Source organism: Paenibacillus sp. J31TS4 (assembly GCF_018403265.1).
GTDB lineage: Bacteria > Bacillota > Bacilli > Paenibacillales > NBRC-103111 > J31TS4.
Genome location: NZ_BOSI01000006.1, coordinates 115,115 through 140,590, shown reverse-complemented (window position 1 = coordinate 140,590; position 25,476 = coordinate 115,115). Strand labels below are relative to the sequence as shown.

At 59.2% G+C, this 25,476-nt stretch carries 18 protein-coding genes; 9 read left to right on the top strand and 9 right to left on the bottom strand.

Translation table 11 applies throughout. The features are described from left to right. Positions 1–8 precede the first annotated feature (8 nt). Together KJS47_RS21065 and KJS47_RS21060 are read right to left on the bottom strand one after the other, a co-directional pair. Positions 9–710 (bottom strand): ABC transporter permease, encoded by a 702-nt coding sequence (locus KJS47_RS21065; RefSeq protein WP_213527440.1) that lies wholly within the window; start codon positions 708–710, stop codon positions 9–11. A gap of 1 nt (position 711) precedes the next feature. Continuing rightward, the gene (locus KJS47_RS21060) at positions 712–1,854 is read right to left on the bottom strand and encodes an ABC transporter ATP-binding protein (RefSeq protein ID WP_213527438.1); all 1,143 of its coding nucleotides are present in this window, start codon (positions 1,852–1,854) and stop codon (positions 712–714) included. Between the two features lie 286 nt (positions 1,855–2,140). Here KJS47_RS21060 and KJS47_RS21055 point away from each other — a divergent pair, with 286 nt between their 5' ends. After that, positions 2,141–2,368, top strand: coding sequence for a hypothetical protein (locus tag KJS47_RS21055; RefSeq protein ID WP_213527414.1), 228 nt, complete (start codon positions 2,141–2,143; stop codon positions 2,366–2,368). Between the two features lie 291 nt (positions 2,369–2,659). Here the strand turns inward: KJS47_RS21055 and KJS47_RS21050 are convergent, their stop codons facing one another. Beyond that, complete coding sequence (locus KJS47_RS21050; protein WP_213527413.1) at positions 2,660–5,161, bottom strand: U32 family peptidase; 2,502 nt, start codon at positions 5,159–5,161, stop codon at positions 2,660–2,662. Positions 5,162–5,397: 236 nt separating this feature from the next. On the opposite strand from KJS47_RS21050, the gene KJS47_RS21045 reads away from it, so the two are divergent. The 6 genes from KJS47_RS21045 to KJS47_RS21020 all read left to right on the top strand — a co-directional run bounded on the left by KJS47_RS21045 (position 5,398) and on the right by KJS47_RS21020 (position 13,329). Further along, a complete protein-coding gene (locus tag KJS47_RS21045; protein WP_213527411.1) occupies positions 5,398–8,583 on the top strand; it encodes an FG-GAP repeat domain-containing protein in 3,186 nt (1,061 codons plus the stop codon). A 31-nt stretch (positions 8,584–8,614) separates the two neighbouring features. Then, positions 8,615–8,866 carry an acyl carrier protein gene (locus KJS47_RS21040; RefSeq protein WP_213527409.1) on the top strand — a complete coding sequence of 84 codons (252 nt, stop codon included), beginning with the start codon at positions 8,615–8,617 and terminating at the stop codon, positions 8,864–8,866. A gap of 9 nt (positions 8,867–8,875) precedes the next feature. Beyond that, on the top strand, positions 8,876–10,075 hold the full coding sequence (locus KJS47_RS21035; RefSeq protein WP_213527407.1) for an aminoacyl--tRNA ligase-related protein: 1,200 nt from the start codon (positions 8,876–8,878) through the stop codon (positions 10,073–10,075). Between the two features lie 13 nt (positions 10,076–10,088). Continuing rightward, positions 10,089–11,015: a hypothetical protein gene (locus KJS47_RS21030; RefSeq protein ID WP_213527405.1), complete on the top strand. Its 927-nt coding sequence runs from the start codon at positions 10,089–10,091 to the stop codon at positions 11,013–11,015. Positions 11,016–11,145: 130 nt separating this feature from the next. Further along, positions 11,146–12,306 carry an MBOAT family O-acyltransferase gene (locus KJS47_RS21025; protein ID WP_213527403.1) on the top strand — a complete coding sequence of 387 codons (1,161 nt, stop codon included), beginning with the start codon at positions 11,146–11,148 and terminating at the stop codon, positions 12,304–12,306. 54 nt (positions 12,307–12,360) lie between these two features. After that, positions 12,361–13,329, top strand: coding sequence for a sugar phosphate isomerase/epimerase family protein (locus tag KJS47_RS21020; protein WP_213527401.1), 969 nt, complete (start codon positions 12,361–12,363; stop codon positions 13,327–13,329). Positions 13,330–13,499: 170 nt separating this feature from the next. On the opposite strand, the gene KJS47_RS21015 is transcribed toward KJS47_RS21020, so the two are convergent. The 3 genes from KJS47_RS21015 to uvrB form a co-directional block, all read right to left on the bottom strand. Next, entirely contained in the window at positions 13,500–13,712 is a 213-nt protein-coding gene (locus KJS47_RS21015; RefSeq protein WP_213527399.1) for a DUF2759 family protein, read from the bottom strand. 553 nt (positions 13,713–14,265) lie between these two features. Further along, positions 14,266–17,190 carry an excinuclease ABC subunit UvrA gene (gene uvrA, locus KJS47_RS21010; RefSeq protein ID WP_213527397.1) on the bottom strand — a complete coding sequence of 975 codons (2,925 nt, stop codon included), beginning with the start codon at positions 17,188–17,190 and terminating at the stop codon, positions 14,266–14,268. 28 nt (positions 17,191–17,218) lie between these two features. Continuing rightward, positions 17,219–19,216, bottom strand: a complete 1,998-nt coding sequence (gene uvrB / locus KJS47_RS21005; protein WP_213527395.1) for an excinuclease ABC subunit UvrB — start codon at positions 19,214–19,216, stop codon at positions 17,219–17,221. A 223-nt stretch (positions 19,217–19,439) separates the two neighbouring features. Between uvrB and KJS47_RS21000 the strand changes: the two genes are divergently transcribed. Continuing rightward, on the top strand, positions 19,440–20,240 hold the full coding sequence (locus tag KJS47_RS21000; protein ID WP_213527394.1) for a flagellar motor protein: 801 nt from the start codon (positions 19,440–19,442) through the stop codon (positions 20,238–20,240). Continuing rightward, positions 20,224–20,976 (top strand): flagellar motor protein MotB, encoded by a 753-nt coding sequence (locus tag KJS47_RS20995; RefSeq protein WP_213527392.1) that lies wholly within the window; start codon positions 20,224–20,226, stop codon positions 20,974–20,976. The genes KJS47_RS21000 and KJS47_RS20995 overlap by 17 nt, the downstream gene beginning before the upstream one ends. Before the next feature lie 229 nt (positions 20,977–21,205). Here KJS47_RS20995 and KJS47_RS20990 read toward each other — a convergent pair whose 3' ends face one another. From KJS47_RS20990 to KJS47_RS20980, 3 genes are all read right to left on the bottom strand, one after another. Beyond that, positions 21,206–22,489, bottom strand: coding sequence for a PDZ domain-containing protein (locus KJS47_RS20990; RefSeq protein ID WP_213527391.1), 1,284 nt, complete (start codon positions 22,487–22,489; stop codon positions 21,206–21,208). 170 nt (positions 22,490–22,659) lie between these two features. Further along, entirely contained in the window at positions 22,660–24,114 is a 1,455-nt protein-coding gene (locus KJS47_RS20985) for a S41 family peptidase (RefSeq protein WP_213527389.1), read from the bottom strand. Between the two features lie 104 nt (positions 24,115–24,218). Beyond that, positions 24,219–25,466: a murein hydrolase activator EnvC family protein gene (locus KJS47_RS20980; RefSeq protein ID WP_213527387.1), complete on the bottom strand. Its 1,248-nt coding sequence runs from the start codon at positions 25,464–25,466 to the stop codon at positions 24,219–24,221. Between the last annotated feature and the right edge of the window lie 10 nt (positions 25,467–25,476).

Sequence of the window (25,476 nt, the reverse complement as noted above, 5' to 3'; positions counted from 1 at the left end):
TTCCCCCCTTATTTCCACCGCTTGCGTTCCAGAGACTGTACGCTCAGCACCAGGAACACGACGATTAATGTGAGATAGAACACGACATCGGAGAGGTTCAGAACCCCTTTTTGAAAATTGATCGTCCGGGCCGTAATCGAGAACTTCGAGAACCAATCCTTGCCCGACAGGAATACGCTCTGGCCCAGCCAGTCAATCAGCCAGAGGGCGAGCAGCAGCGCGAAGCCGATAATGCCCGCGACCATCTGATGAGCGGATAGCGAGGAGGCGAACAGCCCCACGGCCATCATCGCCGAGCCGAGCAGGAAAAGCGCCAGGTAGGAGAGCCAAAGTACCGGCTGATCCAGCGTCCCGTACTTCGACATGATGAGCGGATAAAGGAGCGCCCCCGCCACGAGCAGAAACTGCAAGGTCATAGCGGCGAGATACTTGCCGAACACAATCTCCCAGAGCGTCGCCGGGGAAGTGAGCAGCAGCTCGTCGGTCCCCTGCCTCAGCTCGTCGGAGATGAGGCGCATCGTGAGCAGCGGCACCGTAAACAGATAGATCAGCATGAGATTGCTGAACATCGGCCGGACGTCCACGACCTGCGAGCTGAGGAAGTCGAGACTGAAGAACAGGCCAGTCACCAGAAAATAGAACGCGAACGCGACATAGGCGGTCGGCGACAAAAAATACAGCTGCAGCTCCTTGCGGCAAAGCGCGAGCATTCTATTCACCGGTCTTCACCTCCGTTTCGTCTCCGGCTTCCGCTCCGCTGTCCGCGGAGACGCCCTCCGCGCCCGGACCGGCCGCCGGCTCGTCCGTCGTCAATTTGAGGAACACATCCTCGAGGCTGAGCACTTCCTTGCGCATCTCGAGAATCGGATAACGCAGCTCGGCCAGCCGGTAGAACAGCGCGTCCCGGATGTCGGTCTTGTCCTTGGCGGACACGAGCAGCCGCACGGTCTCGCCCCCAGGCATCGCCGCCGCTCCGGCCGCCTCTGCATGCGCTTCGCCGGCGTCCGCACTGCCGGCGCCCGCTTCGCTCACGGACGGCTCGTCTCCGGGTACCGGCAGGCCGTCCGTCGCTTCAGTGCCGGCACGCGCCAGCTCCCGCACGGACTCAACGCCCGGGAGCTTCTCGAGCTCGGCCGCTACGACGCCGCTCGGGCCGCGCACCTCGAGGCTCACCTCGAACGACTGCTCCAGCGAATGCGCGATCGCATCGGGCTTCGCGTCAAGCACAACCTGTCCCTGGTTGATGATGAGCACGCGGTTGCAGATCGCGTTCACCTCGGGCAGGATGTGGGTGCTGAGCAGCACCGTATGGTTCTCCCCCAGCTCGCGGATCAGCTGACGGATCTCGATAATCTGCTTCGGGTCGAGACCGGAGGTCGGCTCGTCCAGCACGAGGAGATCGGGCTTATGCAGAATCGCCTGCGCAAGGCCAACCCTCTGCTTGTAGCCTTTGGACAGAGAGCGGATGATCTGCTTCTCCCGTCCCTGCAGGCCGAGCTTCTCCACAGCTTCCCCGATGCGCTGTTTCTGCTCCCTGTGCGGGATGTCGCGCAAATCCGCGACGAATTTGAGGTAGGAGACGATAGTCATCTCCGGATAAAGGGGAGGCGTCTCCGGCAAATAGCCGATCTTGCGCCTCGCCTTTTGGGGATGATCGGCCATCGACAGGCCGTCCACGAGAATCTGCCCGGACGTCGGGTTCAAATAGCCGGTGATCATGCGCATCGTCGTAGTCTTGCCCGCTCCGTTCGGACCGAGGAAGCCGACGATTTCCCCGCGCTCCATCGAAAAATCGATCTGGCGGACCCCCCGCGCATTCTCGTAAAGTTTGCTTACCTGGTTCACTTCCAGCACGTTCGCTATTCCCTCCGATCCCATTCCTGCGTACATTCCTCCGGGTTGCCCGCTCTCTAGCAGCCCCCCGGAAACCGACTTTAGTATGGAAGCGCAAGAATAAACGAAGCTTAAAGAAACTTAAAAAATAGCTTAAAAAATTGTGTCTAATTTGTGAACTTCATACTGGACGGTCGAATCCTGTCGCTTCATGCCGAAGTAAGCAACTTTTTTCGGAAAGTTTGGGGCCGCCGGAAGGAACTTGGGGGGCGGGCAGCGAACTTCATTAGTGGAGAGGTGACGAGAGATGTATCGTTTCAAATCGTTGAACACGGATATTGAGCTGTTCGCGGCCGCCCTTCTGCAGCACAAGGTTTCCGTGTGGACGAAGACGGCTGACGATGTCTATGCCCTGCTCGACGACGGCGGCATTATCGAGAAGATTACTCCCGATTGCGTAGTAATCCGCTATGCGGACGACAAAGAGACCAAAGAATACTACCTTCGGGAAGAATGCGATTTTCGCATTGAATAGAGAGCGGGTCGGCCCGCTCGCACGCCATACATAGCAATTCCTTGCCGGAAGGAGCGGCCCTCATAGGACCGCATCGGGATCGGGAGAATCGGCTTTACGCGAAAAGCATTCGCCCCCTCTCTCCCGACTCCCGCCACGTCCTTCCCGATACGCCAAAAGCCCGGCTGTCCGCCGGGCTTTTTCCTTTTGCCTGCCTGTCTCCAGGCATGCGCTTTTCTATTTTATTCGAGCCTATCGAGTTCAATCCAGACCTATAGAGCTCCATCCAGGGCCTAAGAGATAGCCTGTTCGCTACTTAACCAACTGTCCGCGCGTGACGCCGAGCTGGTTCGTTGCCTTGAGCCGGCGCCATACCTGGGAGCCGCTGATCTCGCCCCGAAGCGCCTGACCGTACAACTCCAGCACTTCCTTCACCTGCTCCGGCGACTCCTCGAGGAACTCGATCCGGTACGAGGATACGCCCAGCTCCAGGAACTGCGGCAGATACTCCGAGCCCGACTGTTCGATCGCGTTGTAGACCGTGTTGCGGCAGCCCTCGTCCACCCGCACTGGGTGGGACATGCCGATGCGGTCCCGCAGCGAGACGCGGTGGTCCTCGCATGGACGACCGCAGTTCGTATAGTCGGTCCCTTCGCTCAGGAAGGTGCAGTAAACGCAGTGTTCCGTATGGAACATGGGCAGATGCTGATGCAGCACGATCTCGAGACGCCCGGTGTCGGACTTCTCCAGCATGTCGATCATCTGCTGGATGTTCAAGTCGTACGAAGGAGTCACCATGCTGCAGCCCGAGTCTAGGAACAGCCCCGCCGCCTTGTGGTTTGCGATGTTAAGCGAGAAGTCGCCGATCAGCTCAAGGCTGCCGGCCTCCGTGCCGAGCTGCCGCTGCTGCAGGAAATAATAGAGCGCGCCGATGTTGCGCACGAGCACCGCGTCCGGCTTGAGCCGCGCAATGTTCGCGAAATAACCGGTCTCCCCCGGCATATGGACGCGAGGCGTCGCCAGTGCGATCTTCCGTCCCGCCGCCCGGACGGCCTCGACGGCCGCCGGGAATTGCTTGATGAACTCGAAGTCGGCATAGACGTACTCGACGTCCGTCTCGAGCACCGCTTTCACCTGCTCCAGGTTCCGGCACAGCGCCGTCAGCCGCGGCTTGGACGCCGCCGGAGCGGGCGCCGACGCGTCGTCCAGCAGCTCGGCCGCCGAGTGGCGGTGGAACGTGCGCGGCTTCTGCCGCTCGGTCTCCAGCAGCTCGACGGCCCGGCGCCGCATGGCGTTCAGCTCGCGGACCGGCACGATGACGTCGCCGTCCAGCTGCGCCTCAAGCCCGCTCAGCGCGAAGACCGTCCCGCCCAGCCGGCCCAGCTGCTCGGCGAGCAGCGCCTCGTCCATCGGCCGCTTCATCGCCTGCTCGAGCGGCAGCTCGGACTCGACGAGGACGGTCGTGCCCGTCTTCTCATCGGTCCACCACGTCTTGAGAGGGCCGCCGGCCGCGCCCGTGACGCGCACGCGGACCGGATGCGTCCGGTACGGCTTGTCGGTCTCGAACGTCTGGCGGAGCCGCTTGTCGAGATGCGGGTCGTTCGTCTTCCAGATCCGGTCGCCGACGTGGACCTTGCGCAGATCGACGTCATTGCGGCCCGGCACGATCTCGATCAGGCCGCCCGCGGCTTCACCCTCGAGCTTGACTCCTTTGCGGCGCACGTCGTAGACGCGTCCGCCCTCTTCCTTTTTCGTCGGGTCGCCCGCGTCGAAGACGATGCCGTCGCCCCGCTTGAGCGGCGCCTCGAGCTCGCAAACGACGCCGTCGCGCAGCACCTGGCGCACGCGGCCGAGGTAAACACCCCGGCTCTTCGGATACGTACCCTCCACGAGCTGCTTGTTGTTCGTCCCCTTCAGGAAGCCGAAGGTGAACCCGCGCGAGAAGCTCTGCTCGAGCTCGCGCATCTCTTCCTTGGTTGGCTTCGGGTTCTCCCCGTCAAAATAGCGGTCGATGGCCGCCCGGTACTTGCTGACGACGTTCGCCACGTATTCCGGCGACTTGAGCCGTCCTTCGATCTTGAACGACTTGACCCCCGCCTCGATCAGCTCGGGCAAAATCTCGATCGCTGCCAGATCCTTGGGCGACAGCAGATACGCCACGTCGCCCATCGGCTTCTGCTCGCCGTCGACCATCAGGTCGTACGGCAGCCGGCACGCCTGCGCGCACTCGCCGCGGTTGGCGGACCGCCCGCCCCACATCTCGGAGGTCAGGCACTGTCCGGAGTAGGAGACGCAGAGCGCCCCGTGCACGAACACCTCCATCGGCAGCTTCCCCTGGTCGCCGATCGTCTTGATCTGCTTCAGATTGTTCTCCCGGCCCAGCACGACAATCTCCAGATTGTACGGCTTCAGGAATTCGACCGCCTCCGGCGACGTGATCGTCATCTGGGTGGAGCCGTGAATCGGGAAGTCCGGTGAGATCTCCCGAATCAGCTTCACGAGGCCCATGTCCTGAACGATCAGGGCATCGACGCCCGCGTCGATGCAGGCCTCCACCAGCTCCCGGGCTTCCTCCATCTCGTTCTCAAAAACCAGAATGTTGAACGTCAGGTAGCCCTTGACGCCATATAGATGTAGAAACGACATGATGTCGGGCAGCTCGTCCATCTTGAAATTGTTCGCTCTTGCCCGGGCGTTGAACTTCTCTACACCGAAGAATACGGCGTCGGCCCCGTTGGCCACGGCCGCCCTCAGGCAGTCCCAGTCGCCCGCCGGCGCGAGCAGCTCTATATCGTCTCTGCGAATGGTTCGCATGCTGTCAATTCCTCCAAGCTTTTGGCTTCGCAGGACAGAAGTCCGCGTATTCTACTAGTTTACCAGAAAACGAGCTTCTTAGGCACCGCCCCTCCAAAAGCTTCCTGCCCTTGTCCGGCCAGTGCAATCCTTGCCATCCGGTTAACATCAATGGCGAATAATGATATAATTGCGAATGATTCTGTCGGAATTTCTCGCGTTTTCTATTTCTCATTTCATAGACGGAGGATAATCCTTTGAAAAGGTTGCTGTCTCTCATCCTAGCCTTCGGCGGACTCCTTCTCGTGACTGCAGCCGTCCTTTTTTTTATCCCAAAAGACGAGCGGGTGACGTTCCTGTATGCCACTGACGGAGACAAGTACGACCGCGGCGTCTTCAGCCACTTCGACCAATCGCTCGCGGCTAACGTCAAGCTGGAGCGCCGGGCGGTGAACGGGCTCCATTCAGACAAGCTCGCCAAGTACGACGGCATCTATCTGGATCCGGGCCTGGACGGAACGCCCGCACTGGAGGAGGAGCGGGAAGCGCTCGAGCATTACGTGCAGAACGGCGGCCATCTGCTGCTCGACAATGCCTTCGCGGACCAGTTCCCGCCCGAGTTTCTCGGCGCGGCGCAGCTCGTGGACGTGAAGCCGCCTCAGACGGACAAGCCTGCCTTCGCATATCCCGAAACGGATGCCAATCTGCGCGGGATCCAGGACGTGTTCCGCTTGTTCGCGGATAACTTCAACCGGCACATCGGCATGAGCCACATGCCGGGCTTCGTCTGGGGCAAGGGCCTCGTGCCGTCGACGGCGGAGACGCTCGTCTCGCTGGACGGCGTTTCGCTCCTGACGGTTAACCGCGCCGGCAAGGGAACCGTGATGCTGAACAGCGCCTTCCTGCCGAACCGGTACTTCATCACCGGCTTCGATCTGCAGAGCGGCATGGACCCGGACGCCGGGTACCAAACGCTGCAGGAGCAGAGGAAGCCCACGACGACGCCGCGGGACGGTATCAAGTATTTTGATTTCAAGCAGGGGCTGCCGCCCGAGCCGTACTTTCAGTTCGCGTTCGCAAGCGCGAACGCCCAGATGCGCACCGCCTATCTCGGCTACGTCGGCAAGGAGACGGCCGGCTACAGCATCACCAAGGTGCTCGGCACCCACGGCCGCCCCGCGATGGCGTTCGAGAACCATTTTGAGGCGCTTCCGGCGTTCCAGGAGAAGAGCGGGATTCAATGGGCGGAGCTGCTCAAGCAGCACGACATGATCCCGTCCTACTCTCTCGTGAGAGGCTCCTACGCCTGGGGGGAGTGGCACGAGGACGTCACCGTTCATCTGAACGAAGGCACATCGGCCAAGCCGGCCTTCACCGGACAGTACGCCAACTCCTTCTACGGCAGCGGGGCGCGGCTCGCCGGCACGGACGGCAAGCCGCTGACGCTCGCGCTCTATCCGGAGTACAAGGAGCTGGCGAATGAAATCCCGCTGCCCTACCGCGCCTATCCGGCGATCGCCGATTGGACCGGCGACGGCAAGCCCGACCTGCTGGCCGGCAGCGCCGACGGTACCGTCACGCTGTTCCCCGGCCAGGGCGCGCAGCCGGCGGCCTACGTGAATCAGCCGCTGCCGGACGGCGTCGCCGCGCCGGACGCGTTCGGCGCCGGGCAGCCGGTCCGGCTCGCCGGCGGAGAGCCGCTGCGCCTCGCCGCGGGCTACGCGGCGATCGCCGCCGCCCCGCCCGGCGGCAACGGCGTCCCCGACCTAATCATCGGGGACGCCGGCGGCAAGCTGCTCCGTTCCCGGAATCTCGGGAACGGGACGTTCGCGCCGCCCGAGCCGCTCGCCGCAGGCGGCGGCGCTGCCGCGGTGCCCGCGTATGCGGCACCCGCGTGGGGCGACTTGGACGGCGATGGCATCCCCGACCTCGTGGTCGGGGATGGCGATGGAGCCGTCCACTGGTTCCGCGGCGTGGCTGCCGCCGGCGGAGGGGCGCCCCGCTTCGAGGAGGGGCGCGTGCTCTTCCGGGCGGCGGGCCGCTTCGCCGCCCCGTCCGTTCGCGACATGAACGGCGACGGCAAAGCCGATCTGGTCGTCGGCACGAACGAAGGCGACGTCCGGGTCTATGAGCAAGGCGCCTCGATGAGCGAGTGGACCGACAAGGGGCCGCTGACCGGCTCGACGCTCAACCAGATGGGCAATCATGCGCTGGTCGGCGGCCATAACGCCGTCCCGCTCTGGTACGACATCAACCACGACGGCAAGGACGACCTCCTCGTCGGCCAGCTCGAATTCGGACTGCCGGTCACAGTGGACGATCCGGCGTTCCCGCATACACAGGAGCTGCAGGAGTTTTTGCAATACGCCAAGGACAACTATCTGGAGCTGTATCCGCACGTGTTCGTACACGGCTACCAGAGCGACGAACAGGAGAAGCAGGAGCTCGCGCTGCAGCGTGAATCGTTCCGGAAGCTCGGCCTTCCGTGGGTCAACCCGGGCACGAACCAGCATACGTGGCGGATCAACAACGACCAGCGGCTGCAGACGCTCCGCAACGAGAGCGAGCAGGACATCTGGTTTAACTTCGGCTTCCGGCCGTCCTACAACCCGAACGACCCGCGGGCGTACACCGACTACATGTGGGGCACCCCGTTCCTGCTGCAGGACGACCAGCTGAAGCAGCCGATGCTGCTCTACACGCCGCTTGTCGGCTACACGGCGGACGGTCCTTATGCCACGACCGATATTTACGAGGCGCAGGCCAAGCTGGACATGCCGCTCGACTACATGGAGCACATCGATCAGATTCCGTACGAGAGCAAAAAAGCCGCTTTCGAGCCGTTCGTCAAGTATTTCGACGCGTTCCGGACGCAGCACGATTACAACTTCATGACCGAGCAGCAGATGGCGCGCTCGTTCCTTGCCGCTCTTACTTCCGATGTGCGTGTCCAGCAAAGCTGGGGCGGGTATCTCGTTGGCCGGCTGAAGGACAAGCTCGGCAGCGGGCTGCACTTGGATGTGAAGCTGACAGCCGATACCTCCGCTGTTCCCGCGCAGGCCGGCGCCTATACGTCGGCAGTCGGAGTCCGGATCGAGCCGGGCGCCCGGTATGCAGCTCACCCGCTCGGCGTGGACGCCGACATCTACAAGAAGACCGACACCGCGCTCTACGCATCGCTTCGGAAGCCGGCCCGCCTGTTCGTGAACTGGCAGGACGAAGGTGCCCATCTAATCCGGGCCAACGGCCCCGTCGAGCTCGACAAGAAGAACGGCGTCTGGACGCTGCGCCTGACCGAGCCTGGCTTGCAGCAGGTCAAGCTGTACAGCCCGGCTCCCGTCCGAATCGAGGGCGAGGATCTGAAGATCGAGCGGAGCGAAGCCGAGCGTACCTATACGATTACGCATTACGGCCAGCAAGCTGCCATTACGATACATTTTTAATACGGAAACCATTGACAGGGGGAACGAGGCCATGGAAGCCATCGCTCAGCAATTGGAAGAGCATATCCGGGCGCAGTACGAGATCGACCCGGACGACGACGAGTTTACGAGGGACGTTCACCTGTTCGACTACGGGTTCATCGATTCCCTCGGCGCCACCGCGCTGATCGCGCATATCGAGAAGACTTACGGCATCCAGGTGACGAACCAGGATCTGATGCTGTACCCGCTCAACACCGTCAACGAAATCGCCACCTTCATCGAAACGAAGAAAGCGGGGTAACCGAACGCTATGGAATGCATCGTATCTCTCGGCCAGCTGGCGCCCAGCCAGTACGGCCAGCTCAAATATGCCGCCGCCTTTGCGGACGAGCACATCGACGAGATAGTCATTGACGAGGAAGCGCAAACGATCCGCATCGTGCACCACTCGCCGGACGGTAACGCCAAGATCGAGGAGCGCGTCCAACGCCTCGCGGAGCGTTTCTCCAAGGGCGACTTCGGCTTCAAGGAGCAGGTGCTGTTCGAGAACGCCGGCCCCAAGCCCTACAGCGGCGACATCATTGCCGAGCTCGTGGACAACAAGACGATGAAGGTGCTGGAGCCCGGCCTGTTCATCTTCCGCGAACCGTTCTCCAGCCTGATGCGGTTCATGGACTACATGTTCGTGAACAAGGTCGCCCGGGCGTTCGACGTCAAGGAAGAATCGTACCCGGCCGTCATCCACTGCGATACGCTGAACAAGACGAACCATTTCACGTCGTTCCCGGAGCATATCCATTTCCTGACCCACCTGCGCGAAGACCTCGACGTAATCGAAGGATTCTCCCAGTCGATCCGCGAAGCGGGTGGCTGGCAGCAGGAGGCGCCGCTCTCGCTGGACGAGACGATGCCAAAGCCGAAATTCGCCATGAACCCGTCCACCTGCTATCACTGCTACGAGGGACTGCAAGACGAGACGCTCGAAGGCGACGGTCTCGTCGTCACCGCCATCTCCAAATGCCACCGGTTCGAATCGCGCAACCATACCGACTTCGGACGGATGCTCGACTTCAGCATGCGGGAGATTATTTTCGTCGGCAAGCCGGACTTCGTCAAGGAGAACCGCCTCAAGTCCATCGAGCTGCTCAAGCAGCTGGCCGAGGAATGGGAGGTTGACAGCCGGCTCGAGATCGCCAATGATCCATTCTTCACGAACGACTTCCAGGTGAAAGCGTCGTTCCAGCGCAACCAGGAGATGAAGTACGAGCTGCGGCTGACGATTCCCTATCTGGACAAGTCGATCGCGTGCAGCTCGGTCAACTTCCACAGCAACACGTTCGGCAATGCGTTCAACATCAAGGTCGGCAAGCGCAGCGCGGTCACCGGCTGCGTAGGATTCGGGATCGAGCGTTGGGTCTTTGCCTTCCTGTCCCAGTACGGGCTGGATGAAGCGGCATGGCCGGAGCGGTTCCGCGAGCAGTACGCCGCCTGGCTGGACAAATCCATTTAGCGAGGGATCTGCCTTGAAGCTACGTTCCCTACTCAAACGCAACGGCTTCGTTCTCGCCCTGTTGGCCGCCTTCGTCCTGGTCAACGGGGCGATTGCCTGGTGGAACCCGATGGAATCGTCGCGCCGGTTCTACAAGAACGATTTTACCAAGACACTCTACCACCACGACTGGAAGGACAGCGGGCCTGTCTTCTTCGGCAATTCCGCCGTCACGGGCGCCTACATGGAGGACCGGGCCGAGGTGCCGCTCACCGAGATGGGTCTCTCCTACGGCAAGCTGACCGATCTGGAGCAGATTCTGACCCGGTCCCTGTACCAGGTCCGGGACCGGCTCGTCATCGGCATCGACATCCATACCATGCTCGACACGATGGAGACCGACCCGACCTACCAGTGGCACCAAAAGTTCTACCAGCCCTATCTGTACGCTTACCGTGATTACTTCAAGGCTTCGGGTGCGGAAGCCGTCAAGCAGTTCGCCTTGTCCGTCTATGAGGGCCGGCCCAAGGACATGTTCGCCTACGAGCCGAAGTGGATCGACAAGGAGCTGTACTTCGGCCAGCTGCCCAAAGAAAAGATGGATGTGAGCTGGGAGAAGTATGAGAAGCTCTACAATCACGCGTCTCTGTCCGACTTCGAGGAGAACCTCGCCGCGCTCGATCATATCCTTGCCTATGCGAAGGAGCATGCGCTGCCTGTCCAGGTCATCTGGATGCCTTACAATCCGCTCTACCCGAAGCCTCCTTACATGAGCGCTCTCAAGGAGCGGGTGAACGAACGGCTGGCCGCCGCACGAGTGCCGGTGCTGGATACGATGGACCGCTACGATCCGTCCCTGTTTCACGACCTGGTCCACTTGAACCGCGAGCAGGGAGCGCCGCGCTTTACGAAGGAGGTGGACGCATGGCTCCGGTCATCCGCAGGCTCCTCGAGCTTCTGATGTATCTTGTCATGCTCATCCTGGTGCTCGTCTACTTTACGGGCGAAGGGATCTTCATCTACGAAAATTTTTAACCCGTGTTCCGCCCGTCTGTAGACGGCTATTCACCGGATAAGGAGCCGTTAATCCGATGTTTCTATTGAATATGAACGCGATCGTAGGGCTAGCCGGCATGATTGCCGCGCTGATGCTGACCCGGCGATGGAAGCAGAACAAGCGCATCCTGCTCTTGCTGTTTAACTTGGGTTTTCTGCTTGTGTTCAGCCACAAGCTTTTTTTGTTTTATCTTGTCTACGTAGCGCTGAATTACGCCGGCTACCTATTCCTCGGGCAAACCGCGTCGGCCCGCCGCGTCTGGTTTCTGCTGCTCATTGCGGCCAACGTGGGCGCCGTCGTCGCCGGCCGATTCTTTGAGTACGGCTGGTCGGACAGCCCGGTACTCGGCCTTTTCCTGACGCTCGGCCTTCTCTATAACTTCCTGAAGGTGATCGACGCCTACTTCTTCGCCTACTTCTTCGGCAAGGAGAACCGGGCCTCGCTACTCGATTACGCGAACTATATTTTGTTCGTGCCGACCTTCACTTCGGGACCGATTCTGCGGTTCCGCGACTTTATGGCCGATACGAAAAAGCCTTATGCCGTTGACGCTGCCCTGTTCGAGGAATCTGTGAAGCGGATCATTCTCGGCCTATTCAAGAAGATCGTGCTCGTCGCCTGGATGAGCGCCGTGTTCAACTACGTCTCGGCCGGCGAGCTGACGGTCTTCCACTCCGTCTTCCTGATGGTCTGGTTCTATATCTGGATCTACTTCGACTTCTCGGGCTATTCCGATATCGCAATCGGCTTCGGCCGGCTGATGGGCTACACAGTGCCGGAGAACTTCAAGAAGCCGTTCCTCTCCCCGACGCTGACCCAATACTGGCGCAACTGGCATGCCACGCTCGGCGACTGGTTTCGGGAGCACATCTTCATGTTTTTCTCGCGCAAAACGCCCTCCAAGCTGACCGCCGCCGGGCTGTCTATGCTGATTATGGTGCTGATCGGACTCTGGCACGGGTTCACCTGGCTGTATGTGGCGTGGGGCGTCTACCATGGCGCTCTATTGGCCATCGAGAATCTGACCAACCGCTCGCTGGTCAACAAGCGCAAAGTCTCCAAGACGTACTTCTATCTGCGCTGCCTGTTGACGCAGGCGCTCGTTACGTTTGCCGTCATCGTCTACTTGCCGAGCACCAAGACGGACCTCATTCTTCGCATTTATCGCGGTCTGCTGACACTTCCTTCTTTTTGATGGAACGGTTTGCTATAATTGAGCTGTCATTGTTATCCTGTGGAGGTGCTTTTTATGAAGCTAGGTGTATTCACTGTCTTGTTCTCCGGAAAACCGTTGGAGGAATCTCTTGACTACATTGCCTCCAAAGGATTGGAAGCGGTCGAGATCGGCGCGGGCGGCAACCCCGGCAAGGCTCACTGCGATCCTGAGGTTCTACTGAATGATGAAAGCAAATTGAAAGCATTCCAGCAGGCGGTCGAGTCCCGCGGGCTGACGATCAGTGCTCTCAGCTGTCACGGCAACGCGCTGCACCCGCAAAAGGCCATTGCGAAACGGGAGCACGAGGATTTCCTCCGGACGGTCGATCTGGCCTCCAAGCTGGGCGTCCCCGTCGTCAACACGTTCTCCGGCTGTCCGGGTGATTCGGACGATGCCAAGTATCCGAACTGGCCGGTCGCTCCGTGGCCGAACGACTACCAGGACCTGCTCAAATGGCAGTGGGAAGAGAAGATCATTCCTTACTGGAAGGAAGCGGCCCAGTACGCCAAGGACCGCGGCGTCAAAATCGGTATCGAGCTGCACGGCGGTTTCTCGGTCCATACGCCGGCAACGCTCCTTCGTCTTAGAGAAGCGGTGGGCGAGACGATCGGGGCGAACCTCGACCCGAGCCATATGTGGTGGCAAGGCATCGACCCGGTGCAGGCGATTCTGATCCTGGGCAAAGCGGGAGCGATCCATCACTTCCACGCTAAGGACGCTTCCTTCGAGACGAACAACGTGAACATGTACGGCGTTACCGATATGCAATCCTACACCAACATGATGGGCCGCGCATGGCAGTTCCGCAGCGTAGGGTTCGGGCACGATCTGAAGACATGGGCAGACATGATGAGCGCCCTGCGTCTGGTCGGCTACGACTACGTCGTCAGCATCGAGCATGAGGACGGCCTCATGTCGATCAACGAAGGCTTCACTAAGGCGGTTCAAAACCTGCAGCAGGTGCTGATCAAGGAATCGCTCAATGAGATGTGGTGGGTGTAAGCTTAAGACGAACAAAAGCCGCCGGTTCACTCCTCCCTCAGGAGGAGCGGACGGCGGCTTTGTTGTGGTAGGAGATTTTGTGGGTGCGGCAAAAACGCAAAGACCCTCGGCCACGAGCCAAGCTCGCAGCAGAGGGTCTTCTTATCAATCCGTTCGTCTTCAAACGAGGCTTACGCAAACCAGCCCTTGATCATAATGACATCCACGAAGATAAAAACCACCAATGCAACAACTCCGAAGCCGATGGCGAACATGTTCTTATTCTTCGCTTTCACCGAGCGGACCACGCCGATGGCGATAATGATCGTAAAGAGCAGCACGAAGAGATCGAACGTGGAATATGTACTGGTGCTGGCTGCCGCCTCTTCTGCCAAGTACAACATCGTGGATCCTCCTTTTTCTCGCAAATAGCTTATCTTACCCTATGTTAGCTTGAGAAACGCGCCGATGCAAGTGCTTTCTCAATTTGTAACAAGTTTGTCACGATTTTAGTATAACCGGAACTGCCGTACTTCATCACAATGTTTTGGGCGCTTTCCGAGGACAGGCGTTTACGGGAAAACGGTTTTGTGTGGTAGGATGATGCTAAAACATACTAATCACATCGGAATATATTGACCAACTGCCTGCCCAGCGAGTCGTTCTTCGCCTTCGTGCAGCGGGTCGGCCATGCCGCCTTCCAAGAGCAGCTAACAGCCATATTAGCGGAGCAGCAGGGGGTCAAGGCTGCATGCTCTCGTGAGATTTAGGCTATTTCCGTGGATTCTAGGCTGCTCCGGTAAGATCCCGACTCAAGCTTACTTGAGGTCAAGGCTGCTTCCGTGATGTCTAGCCTCTGCTTCCGTAAGAAAAAGAAGAAGCCCGGCTTCCTTCCGATCAGGAAAGGAAGTCGGGCTTCTCTTGGTTTTGTCGTCAAACGGGAACGCAAGCGGATGCTTACTGCTTGCTTACCGCTTCTCGTTCGGTCTCCTCGGCTGCCGCCCCCGTCTCCCGGTAAGCGGCTGCCTCCTCCGCCTCGGCAGCGGCCGTCCTCTCGCGGTCGCGCTCCAGAACCGGCTTCAGGTAGCGGCCCGTATAGGATCCTTCCACCTCCACGACGGTCTCGGGCGCTCCTTGGGCAATGATCGTCCCGCCGCGGCTGCCTCCCTCCGGTCCGAGGTCAATGAGATAGTCGGCCGTCTTGATGACGTCCAGATTATGCTCGATGACCAGGACCGACTCTCCGTTATCCACGAGGCGGTGCAGCACTTTTAGCAGCCGGTCGATGTCGTCGATATGAAGACCGGTCGTCGGCTCGTCGAGAATGTAGAACGACTTGCCGGTGTTGCGCCGGTACAGCTCAGCCGCGAGCTTGACCCGTTGGGCTTCGCCTCCCGACATCGTCGTCGCCGGCTGTCCGAGCTTCATATAGCCGAGGCCGACATCCAGCAGCGTCTGCAGCTTGCGATGGATGCGCGGCACGTTCTTGAAGAATTCGGTCCCGTCCTCGATCGTCATATCCAGCACGTCCGCAATGTTCTTGCCTTTGTACTTGATCTCGAGCGTCTCCCGGTTGTACCGCTTGCCCTTGCACACCTCGCAGGGGACATAGACGTCGGGCAGGAAGTGCATCTCAATCTTGATGATTCCGTCTCCGCGGCAGGCTTCGCAGCGTCCGCCCTTCACGTTAAAGCTGAAGCGGCCTTTCTTGTAGCCGCGCACCTTTGCCTCCGTCGTAGCAGAGAACACATCGCGGATGTCGTCGAACACGCCGGTATAGGTCGCCGGATTCGAGCGCGGCGTGCGGCCGATCGGCGATTGGTCGATATCGATGACCTTCTCGACATTCTCGAGTCCCTTGATCTCCTTGAACTGCCCCGGCCGCACCTTGGCGCGATTCAAATCGCGGGCAAGGGCTTTATACAGAATTTCGTTAATCAGCGTACTCTTGCCCGAGCCCGAGACGCCGGTCACACAGACGAACGTACCGAGCGGCACCTTCAGGTTGACGTTCTTCAGGTTGTTCTCCTTGGCGCCCCGGATTTCCAGCCAGTTGCCATTCGGTTTGCGGCGCTCTGCAGGTACCGGAATGAATTTCCGGCCGCTCAAGTACTGACCGGTCAGCGAATCGGGGTTCTCCATGATTTCCTTAGGCGTTCCTTCGGCCACGACCTGGCCGCCGTGAATGCCCGCCCCCGGACCGATATCAATGATATAGTCGGCCGCCAGCATCGTATCTTCGTCATGCTCGACGACGATAAGCGTATTGCCGAGGTTCCGCATATGCTCGAGCGTCTGGATCAAGCGGTCGTTATCCCGCTGATGAAGACCAATGCTGGGCTCGTCCAGAATATACAGGACGCCCATCAGGCTCGAGCCGATCTGCGTCGCCAGCCGGATCCGCTGTGCTTCTCCGCCGGACAGCGTGCCGGCGGCGCGGCTGAGCGTCAAATAGTCGAGACCGACATTGACGAGGAAGCCGAGACGCGCGTTAATCTCCCGCAGGATGAGATTCGCAATCTTTTGCTCTCTCTCATTCAAGTCCAGGCCGGCGAAAAACTGCTGGGCGTCACCAATCGACAGGTCCGTCGCGTAGGCGATATTCTTGCTGCCGACCGTAACGGCAAGCGATTCAGGCTTCAAGCGTTCGCCTTTGCACTTGCCGCACGGCTTGGCGCTCATGTAGGCTTCAATATGCTCGCGGACGCCGTCCGAGGCGGTATCCCGGTAGCGCCGCTCCAAGTTGCGGACGATGCCCTCGAACGGGACCCAGGCGTCCTTCTTTTGGCCAAAATCGTTCTCGTAGCGGAACCGCACTCTCTCGCTGCCCGTTCCGTACAGAATCTTCTTCATCTGCTCGTCCGACAGCTGCTCAACCGGCACATCGGTCGGAATGTGGTAATGCTCGCAAACCGCCGCCAGAAACTGCGGATAATAGGTCGAGGTGCTTCCGGCCCACGCCTCGAACGCTCCCTGCTCGATCGTCTTGGACGGATTCGGCACCAGCAGATCGGGATCGACGATCATCTTGCTGCCGAGGCCGTCGCATTCCGGACAAGCGCCGAACGGGCTGTTGAACGAGAACATCCGCGGAGACAGCTCTTCTATGCTGAAGCCGCATTCCGGGCAGGCCAGGTTCTGGCTGAACAGCAGCTCTTCCTGGTCGATAATATCGACGAGCACCCGGCCGTCTGCCAGCTTGAGCGTCGTCTCCAGCGAGTCGGCGAGCCGGGTTTCGACGCCTTCCTTGACGACGATCCGGTCCACGATCACCTCGATGGAATGCTTCTTGTTCTTCTCCAGCTCGATCTTCTCGGCCAAATCCCTCGTCTCTCCGTTGACCCGGACACGAACGAAGCCCTGCTTCTGAACATCGGTCAGCAGCTTGGCGTGTTCTCCCTTGCGTCCCGACACGAGCGGCGCCAGAATTTGCAGCTTGGTGCGCTCCGGATACTCCATAATCCGGTCCACCATCTGCTCCACTGTCTGAGACGTAATCTCAATGCCATGGATCGGACAATGCGGATGGCCGACCCGGGCGAATAGCAGCCGCAAATAATCGTAAATCTCAGTGACCGTCCCTACCGTCGACCGCGGGTTGCGGCTTGTGGTCTTCTGGTCGATCGAGATGGCCGGCGACAGGCCGTCGATCGAATCGACGTCCGGCTTGTCCATCTGGCCGAGGAACTGGCGGGCGTAAGCCGACAGCGACTCGACATAGCGGCGCTGGCCTTCTGCGTAGATCGTATCAAAGGCCAGGGACGATTTGCCCGATCCGCTGAGCCCTGTCAGCACGACAAATTTATCGCGCGGAATGACCACGTCTATATTTTTCAAGTTATGGGCGCGTGCCCCTTTAATGACTATCCGGTCGCTTGCCACGTGAACCCTCCTATTCTAATAAGCGGCGCTATTGCGCCGCTTTCAATTCCAATATAGCGTCCCGAAGCTCCGCAGCCCGTTCGAACTGCAGACTCTTCGCGGCTTCCTTCATCTCCGCCTCCAGCCGCTCGATCATCGCGGCACGGTCCTTCTTGGACATCTTGGCATCCTTCATATCGGTCAGGTAATCGGCCTTCTGCTCGGCCACCTTGGTCGCCTCGATAACCTCCCGCACTCTCTTCTGGATCGTCTTCGGCGTAATGCCGTGCTCCTCGTTGTACGCCATCTGGATGCTGCGGCGGCGTTCGGTCTCCGTAATCGCCTTCTGCATCGAGTCGGTGATCTTGTCGCCGTACATCAGCACGCGTCCGTCCGCATTCCGTGCCGCCCGCCCGATCGTCTGGATCAACGAGCGCTCCGCACGGAGGAAGCCCTCCTTATCCGCGTCGAGAATGGCAACCAGCGAAACCTCCGGCAGGTCAAGCCCTTCCCGGAGGAGGTTAATGCCGACCAGAACATGGAAGGTACCCAGCCGTAAATCGCGCAGAATCTGCATCCTCTCCAGCGTCTTAATGTCTGAGTGCAGATAGCGGACCTTGATGCCGATTTCCTTGAGATAGTCGGTCAGATCCTCCGCCATCTTCTTGGTCAGCGTGGTGACAAGAACGCGTTCGTCCTTGTCGATCCGGTCCCGGATCTCGCCGATCAGATCATCGATTTGCCCCTTGGTCGGACGCACCTCGATCAGCGGATCGAGCAGTCCGGTTGGCCGAATGATCTGTTCCACCATCTCCGGGCAATGCTCGAGCTCGTAAGGGCCCGGTGTCGCCGAGATGTAGACCGCCTGCTTCACCTTCTCCTCGAATTCCTCGAACCGGAGCGGCCGGTTGTCGAGTGCCGACGGCAGCCGGAAGCCGTGCTCCACCAGCACTTCCTTCCTAGCCCGGTCGCCGTTGTACATGGCCCGGATCTGCGGCAGCGTCACGTGCGACTCGTCGACCATGACGAGCATGTCGTCCGGGAAATAATCGAGCAGCGTGTAGGGTGCCTCTCCCCGCTCGCGGAACGTAAGCGGCCCGGAATAGTTCTCGATGCCCGAGCAGAAGCCCATCTCCAGCATCATCTCGATGTCGTAGCGGGTCCGCTGCTCGAGACGCTGGGCCTCCAAAAGCTTGCCCTGGGAGCGCAGCTCTTCGAGGCGTTCCTCGAGCTCCCTCTCGATATTGACGATCGCCCGCTTCATCGTCTCCTCGTGGGTAACGAAGTGGGAAGCCGGGAAGATCGCGATATGATCGCGCTCTCCGATAATCTCCCCGGTGAGCACGTCGATCTCCGTAATCCGCTCGATCTCGTCGCCGAACAGCTCGACGCGAACGGCGTGCTCGCTTCGTGAAGCCGGGAAGATCTCGACGACATCGCCACGGACGCGGAACGTGCCGCGCACGAAGTTCATATCGTTGCGCTGATACTGAATATCGACGAGACGGTGCAGAATCTCGTTACGAGACCGCTCCATGCCGACGCGTAGCGACAGCAAAAGATCCCGGTACTCCTTCGGAGAACCGAGGCCGTAAATGCAGGACACGCTGGCGACGACGATGACGTCGCGCCGCTCGAACAGCGAGCTGGTCGCGGAGTGGCGGAGCTTGTCGATCTCGTCGTTAATGCTCGAATCCTTCTCAATATAAGTATCCGAAGACGCAATGTACGCCTCCGGCTGGTAGTAGTCATAGTAGCTAACGAAATAAGAAACCGCGTTGTTCGGAAAAAACTCCTGAAACTCGCTGCAGAGCTGGGCCGCCAGCGTCTTGTTGTGGGCGATGATCAGCGTCGGTCTATTGAGCTGGGCGATCACCTGGGCGGCGGTAAAGGTCTTGCCGGTCCCAGTCGCCCCGAGCAGCGTCTGGTGCCTCTTCCCGCTCCTGACGCTGTCGACCAGCTGGGCGATGGCCTTGGGCTGGTCGCCCTGCGGTGCAAACTCCGAAACGAGCTCGAATTTCTTATCGCTTCTTACGATCTCGTTCATGTGCATCCTCCGTATCTATGTCACGAATTCTCCTCTAAACTTTAGGGCAGGATCGTTCGATAAAACAAGTAGATTGCATCAGCCGCTCATAGTAAACAGCGTGAAATATAGGAATACTTGTTCTCCTCATTATACCGGTTTTGCACCGTAGTTGCAAATACTGGATATTTCCTTATTCCTCCCCCCGCAGTACATTATGGAAGACCTAGGAGTGATACGCATCATGGATTTATCGACTCTCATTGGCCTGATTCTCGGTCTGGCCGCCCTGCTGCTCGGCTATATTTGGGACGGCGGCCATCTGGGCGCCCTGTACGTTCCCAGCGCCCTGCTCATCGTACTCGGAGGGACGTTCGGCGCCGTCATCGTCAGCTTTCCGATGGCCCGCCTCAAAGAAGTTCCGCAAGCCTTCAAGATGGCATTCCTGGAGAAAAAGCAGGATCCCCAGGTCATTATCGACGAAATCGTCGACATGGCGAGTATCGCCCGCCGGGAAGGCGTGCTGGCGCTTGAGCAGCGCGCACAGGAGCACCAGAACGCCTTTCTCAAGGACGGTTTGATGATGGTGGTGGATGGGACCGATCCCGAGCTTACCCGCCAGATCATGGAGCTCGAGATGGATGCAGTCGAGCATAAGAACGACGGCTATGTCAAAATCTTCGAATGCGCCGGCGGCTACGCGCCGACCATGGGGATTATCGGTACGGTTATGGGTCTGATCCACGTCTTGGGCAACCTCGCCGATCCGGACGCGCTTGGTCCCGCCATCGCGGTCGCCTTCAGCGCCACGCTGTACGGCGTCGCGAGCGCCAACGTTATCTACTTACCCATTGCGCACAAGCTCAAGCTCCGCAATCAACAGCAAATCTCCGTCATGGAGCTGATGCTCGAAGGCATTCTCGCACTCCAGGCCGGCGAGAACCCTCAGCTGATCAAGAAGAAGCTGGCTTCCTTCCTGCCGCATAAGAAAAACGCCAAGCAGGCGAAGTCGGAAGTAGGTGGAGATCTTGCCCAGGAGAGCTAAAAAGAAAAATGCGGAGCATGAGAATTCCGAGCGCTGGCTCATCACGTACTCCGACCTGATCACCTTGCTCCTCATCTTCTTCGTCATCATGTACGCCATGAGCAAGGTGGATGTAGCCAAGTACAGCATGCTGGCGACGTCGCTGCAGCATCAGTTCCGCCAAGCCGATTCGGCGCTGCCCGCCGGTTCGGGCATTATCGGTGGTTTGGACCTCAGCAAAGGAACCCAAGGGCGGGAGAAGGAAGCCAACGAGCACACGGAGAAGGAAGAACAGGATAAGAAGGAAAAAGAACTTCAGGATTTATTGAAGGTCGTCAACCAGTACATCTCGGATAATCAGCTTCAAGCCAACGTCTCCGCTCTCGATACGCGGCGGGGCATTGCCATTACGCTGAACGATCTGGTGCTGTTCGACCTCGGACGCGCGGATATCAAGGCTCCGGCGTATCCGGTTCTCGAAAAGCTCGCCACTCTCTTCCCGACGCTTCACACAACGATCAGCATCGAAGGACATACCGACAACCTGCCGATCGTCTCCAGTTCCCCGTTCCGGGACAACTGGCGCTTGTCGTCGGAGCGCTCGCTGTCGGTTCTGCGCTACTTCACTGAGAAAGCCAATCTGCCGGCGTCTATGTTCCAATCGATCGCATACGCCGATACGAAGCCGGTCGCTCCCAATACGTCTGACGAGAATCGACAGAGGAACCGCCGGGTCGAGATTGTTGTGCTCCGTTAGTGAAGGGTTACTAGGTAATACCTAATAATACTGCGTAGACGGGGACGAAAAAACAAAAACAACCTTTCTCCTTGTCCGTTCTGAACGACAAAGCCGTTAGCCGGATCATTCCGGCTAACGGCTTATTTTGTGGAATCGTCATCTCGTGTAGGGTTCTGCAGTGAATACGACACGGCATCCGGCCCAGCCGGTCCCTCATTCGCTAGTCTGGCCATCAATCGTCACCCCGTTAGGCCGATGCCTGCCGATTCTCCTTCACGCCGCTCAGCTTTCCTCTTAAATAAGACAGGAAAGAGACGGGGCGAGTCGATAGGTAATATAGAGCCTTGTCGTCCGGCGCAAGCAAAATGCCGAGCTGGTGATGCTCGTTCGCGTACAGCGCATGGCCGGCGAATTTGCTGTGCCCCTCAAGGTTCAGCACTTCCAGCTTGCAGTACGCCGGATTCCGCTGCATCGCCAGGTGAAGCTGCTCCTTGGTCCTAACTGGAACCTGGTTCACCTTGTGGATCACCTCGCCCGGCTGGAGTCCCATCGCGGCGGCCGGACTGTTCGGCAGGACCGCCTGGATGAACAAGCCCCGGTCGTCATGAACAAAATACGGCTTCGCCTGCTCCTCCTGCCAGGATGTGTACAAGATCATAGCTTCGTGCAGGCCGATCGCAAGCACCGAGGCGATGAGGAGGAAGGGCGACCAATAGTGGGCAACGACTGCTGCCCCCATTATCACCAAGCCATATCCAGCCAGAAGCCCGGCATTGGCTTTGGCCTTGGCGGCCGGCATGCGGGACAGCGTGTAGGTGCTGAATCCAAGCATGGCGGGGAGTGCCGCCAGCCCCCAGCCGGCCGTGTCCGCTCCAGACGCAAGCATAGGCGCCCAAGACAACGCAAACGAACCGTCTCCTCCTGCCGGTGTCAGCAGAAAAAGCGGCAGGGGCCAGAAGCCCTGCATCAGGTAGCCGCCGACCAGCTTACCCCGCTTGCTCTCGAAAAAGACGGGAGTCGCCAGCCGGGCGCCCTGCCAGCGTACGAGCAGGCCCTCCGCCAGATGAAGCACGCCGACCAGCATGAGCAGCGAGGCCAGCTCCATCGAGGCGAGCGGCTCAAACAGCCAGGCCGTCGACCTCTCCTCCGCCAGCTGCGGCATCCAAACGGCCGCCGCCTTCAAAATGCCCAGCACACCTGCCGCATACGCGATACATAGGTACCGCACGCGGATCAGCATAAGCAGGAGTGCGATCGCCCACAGATACCAGACGGCACCGGCCGGCAAGTTGGCGCCGAGCAGCACGAGCAGGACGGACGCCGCCGCCCCTGCCGCGAGTCCGGCGAGCCATACCCGCCATGTCTCTCCCAGGAGAGAATGCAAACGGGTGTGGAACAGCTTCCGCTCCAGCTTGATCTGGCGGCGAATCTGCAGGACGATGATCAAGATGCTTATATAATAGAAAGGATTCTGTGCGAGCCGGCCAAGCGCCCGCAGCAGCTCGGCTCCCCACGTCAACAGTTCTTCCATTCGCTAATCTCCTTGCCCGCGTAAATTCTCGCCGGGACTCTGTTCAGGCTAACCGGAACAGCAGCTCCGCGAGGCCGATCTCCGCCAAAGACGAAAGAAGAAGGCCGGCAGTCCCGGCCTTCTTCTCCTTTCTACACACCAAGCCTCAATTCCTGCCGGCGTGTCCGGCGTTACTTTGATTTTAACGTCTCTTGCATATCCTGCAGCGCCGCCTTCAGCTGCGCGTCCTGGGCCGGGTTTTTCATCTGCAGGATGATATCCTGCTCCAGCTTGCTCATCGTCTTCACATCGGCTTCTCCCGTTGCCGCAAGACCCGCTTTGGCTTGATAAGCCTTGAGCTCCGACGCGGTTTTCTCGCTAAAGTAGCCGTCCGTCCGTCCCGGCGCGTAGCCTAGTCCCGTTAAAATGAGCTGCAGCGTCTTCACGTCGTCCCCGGTCGCATCGTATTTAAGAACCGACTTTTTCGTAAACGGGGAGACCTTGAAGTATGCCGGCTGCTCCACCTTCAGGTCGGGCTCAATGCCGGTTTTGTTGATCCAGTTGCCGTTCGGCGTCAGCCATTTGAAGACGGTCATCTTGATGTTGCTGCCGTCGCCCATTTCCTTCTCGAACGTGATCTGGACGGTTCCTTTGCCGTAGGTCCGCTCGCCGATGAGCTTGCTGCCTACCGATTCCTTGAGGGCGCCGGCCAAAATCTCGGAAGCGCTAGCGCTGCCGTTGTTGATCAAGACGGAGACCGGGTATTTGCGGGCAGGCTCCTTGCTCTCGGACAACGCCTTCTCCCGATTGCCCTGTTTGTCCTCGATCTGCACGATGGTCTTACCTTTCTCTACGAAGATCTCGGCAATCTTCTCGACCTGGTCGAGCAAGCCGCCCGGGTCGTTGCGCACGTCGATCAGAAGGCCCTTCATCCCTTTGGACTCCAGCTTGACGAGCTCTTCCTTGAACCGCTTGCTCGTGTCGGAGGAGAATTGGGTAATCTCAATTTTGCCGATGGTCGGGGTGACCATCTCGGCATGCACCGTCTCGACCGGGATGTCGTCTCTTACGATTACGACGTCCACCGGCTCCGTGCTGCCCGAGCGCAAAATTTGAAGCTTCGCTTCCGAGCCCTTTTTGCCGCGGATCTTGCTGACCGCTTCGTTGAGACTGAGGCCGTCGAGCTTCTCGCCGTTCACCGACAGAATAACATCGTTCGCCTGGAGTCCCGCCTTCTCGGCAGGAGATCCCTTGATCGGGGCGACGATCGTTACCCGATTTTCGTTCAAGGAAACCTCAGCGCCAATTCCTTGAAACGAGGAATTGATTGATTCCTGGAACTGCTGTGCTTCCTTGGCGTTCATATAGGTCGAGAACGGATCGTCCAGCGACTGGAGCATTCCGTTGATCGCGCCGTTCATGATCTTGTCGTGGTCCACGCTCGCCAGTGAACGGGACCGGATCAATTCATAGGTGGTCGCGACCTTCTGCAAATCTTTTTGGCTGAGGCCGTCCGCCTGCGCCGCGACGCCCGCCGTACTGACCGCCGGCAGCAGATTGGCGCGAACCGCCGTCAGCGTGACCAAGCTGCTCGCGACAACGCCCAGCAGGACGAACAACAGTACCGTTCGGCCTTTAAAGACCATGGATCTCCACCACCTTTTTGCCTGCCTAAGTTTCCCAGCTAGTATATGACAAGCCAGTCCGGTTTATTAATGGAGCACCCTGTTTCCTGCTTCCTTGTCCCTGTCTATTTCAGATAAGGCATAGGATTGACCGGATTCTCGTTAATGCGCACCTCGAAATGGCAGTGGTTGCCGGTAGAATCGCCGGTCGAGCCCACCTCTGCGATCTTCTGGCCGCGGGAGACGCTCTGGCCCTCGCTTACCTTAAGACCGCCGTCACGGATGTGGCCGTACCACGTCCAGACGCCATTTCCATGATCGATCACCACCGTGTTGCCGTAACCGCGCACCCAAGCGGAGATCAGCACAATGCCGTCGTCCGCCGCAACAATGGTCGAACCGTTAGGCGCCGCGATGTCAATGCCCTTATGCAGCTTGTTCACATTGGCGATCGGGTCGATCCGATAACCGAACGTAGAGGAGATGCTGTGGCTCGAAGGCACCGGCCAGGCGAAGCGGCCCGAGTCGCTGATATTGACCGGTTGGACCACGCCGCCTCCTTTGTTTTTGTTGGCCAACTCTTGCTGCCTCTTCTTCTCTTCGTTCTGTTTCCGGACGATCTCCTGCTTTTGCGCGTACAGATCGGCCTTCTGCTTGGCGAGCGCGACGAGGCTCTTTTCCTGCTCCTCGCTCACGTTCTCCGCTTCATGCTCTTGAGAGGTCAGGCTCGCGATAGCGACTTCCTTTTGCTTCTCCTTCACGAGCAGCTGCTGCTTGAGCTCCTCCGCCTGCGCGTAGAGCTTCCGCGCTTCCTGCAGCTGGGTCTCAACTTCCTTCTTCTTGGTCGCGACCACGTCGCGGTCCTTCTTGTTCGCCTCGAGGAGGTTCTTGTCGTTGCCTGCGATCATTTTGAGCATATTGAAGCGGTCAAGAAAATCAGAGAAGCTGGTCGCGCTGAGCAGCACGTCCAGATAAGAGACCGTTCCATTCATGTACATCGCCTGTACACGCGATTTGAGCTGCTTGTCCCGCTCGGCGACGCGCTTCTCCGCATCGTCCAGCTGCTGGGACGTATCCTTCAGCTTGAGGGTGACGGTGTTCACCTGCTTGGTCAGTTCGTTCAGCTTGGCACCCTGCTGGTCAATTTCTTTGAGAAGCTGGTTCATGCTGATAATTTCCTGGCCTTTTTGCTGCGAGATAGAGCTCTTGAGCTTATCTGCTTCCTTCCGTTTTTGGGTTGCTTGCTGCTCCTGCTGCTGGATCTGTTCCAGTTTCTTGTTGATCTCGTCCATAGATGCGGCATGCCCGATTGTCGGAATCGATATGCCGACTGCGGTTACCGCGGCGAGAAGGGCCAGTGAAACTCTTTTCAAAAGAGATTCC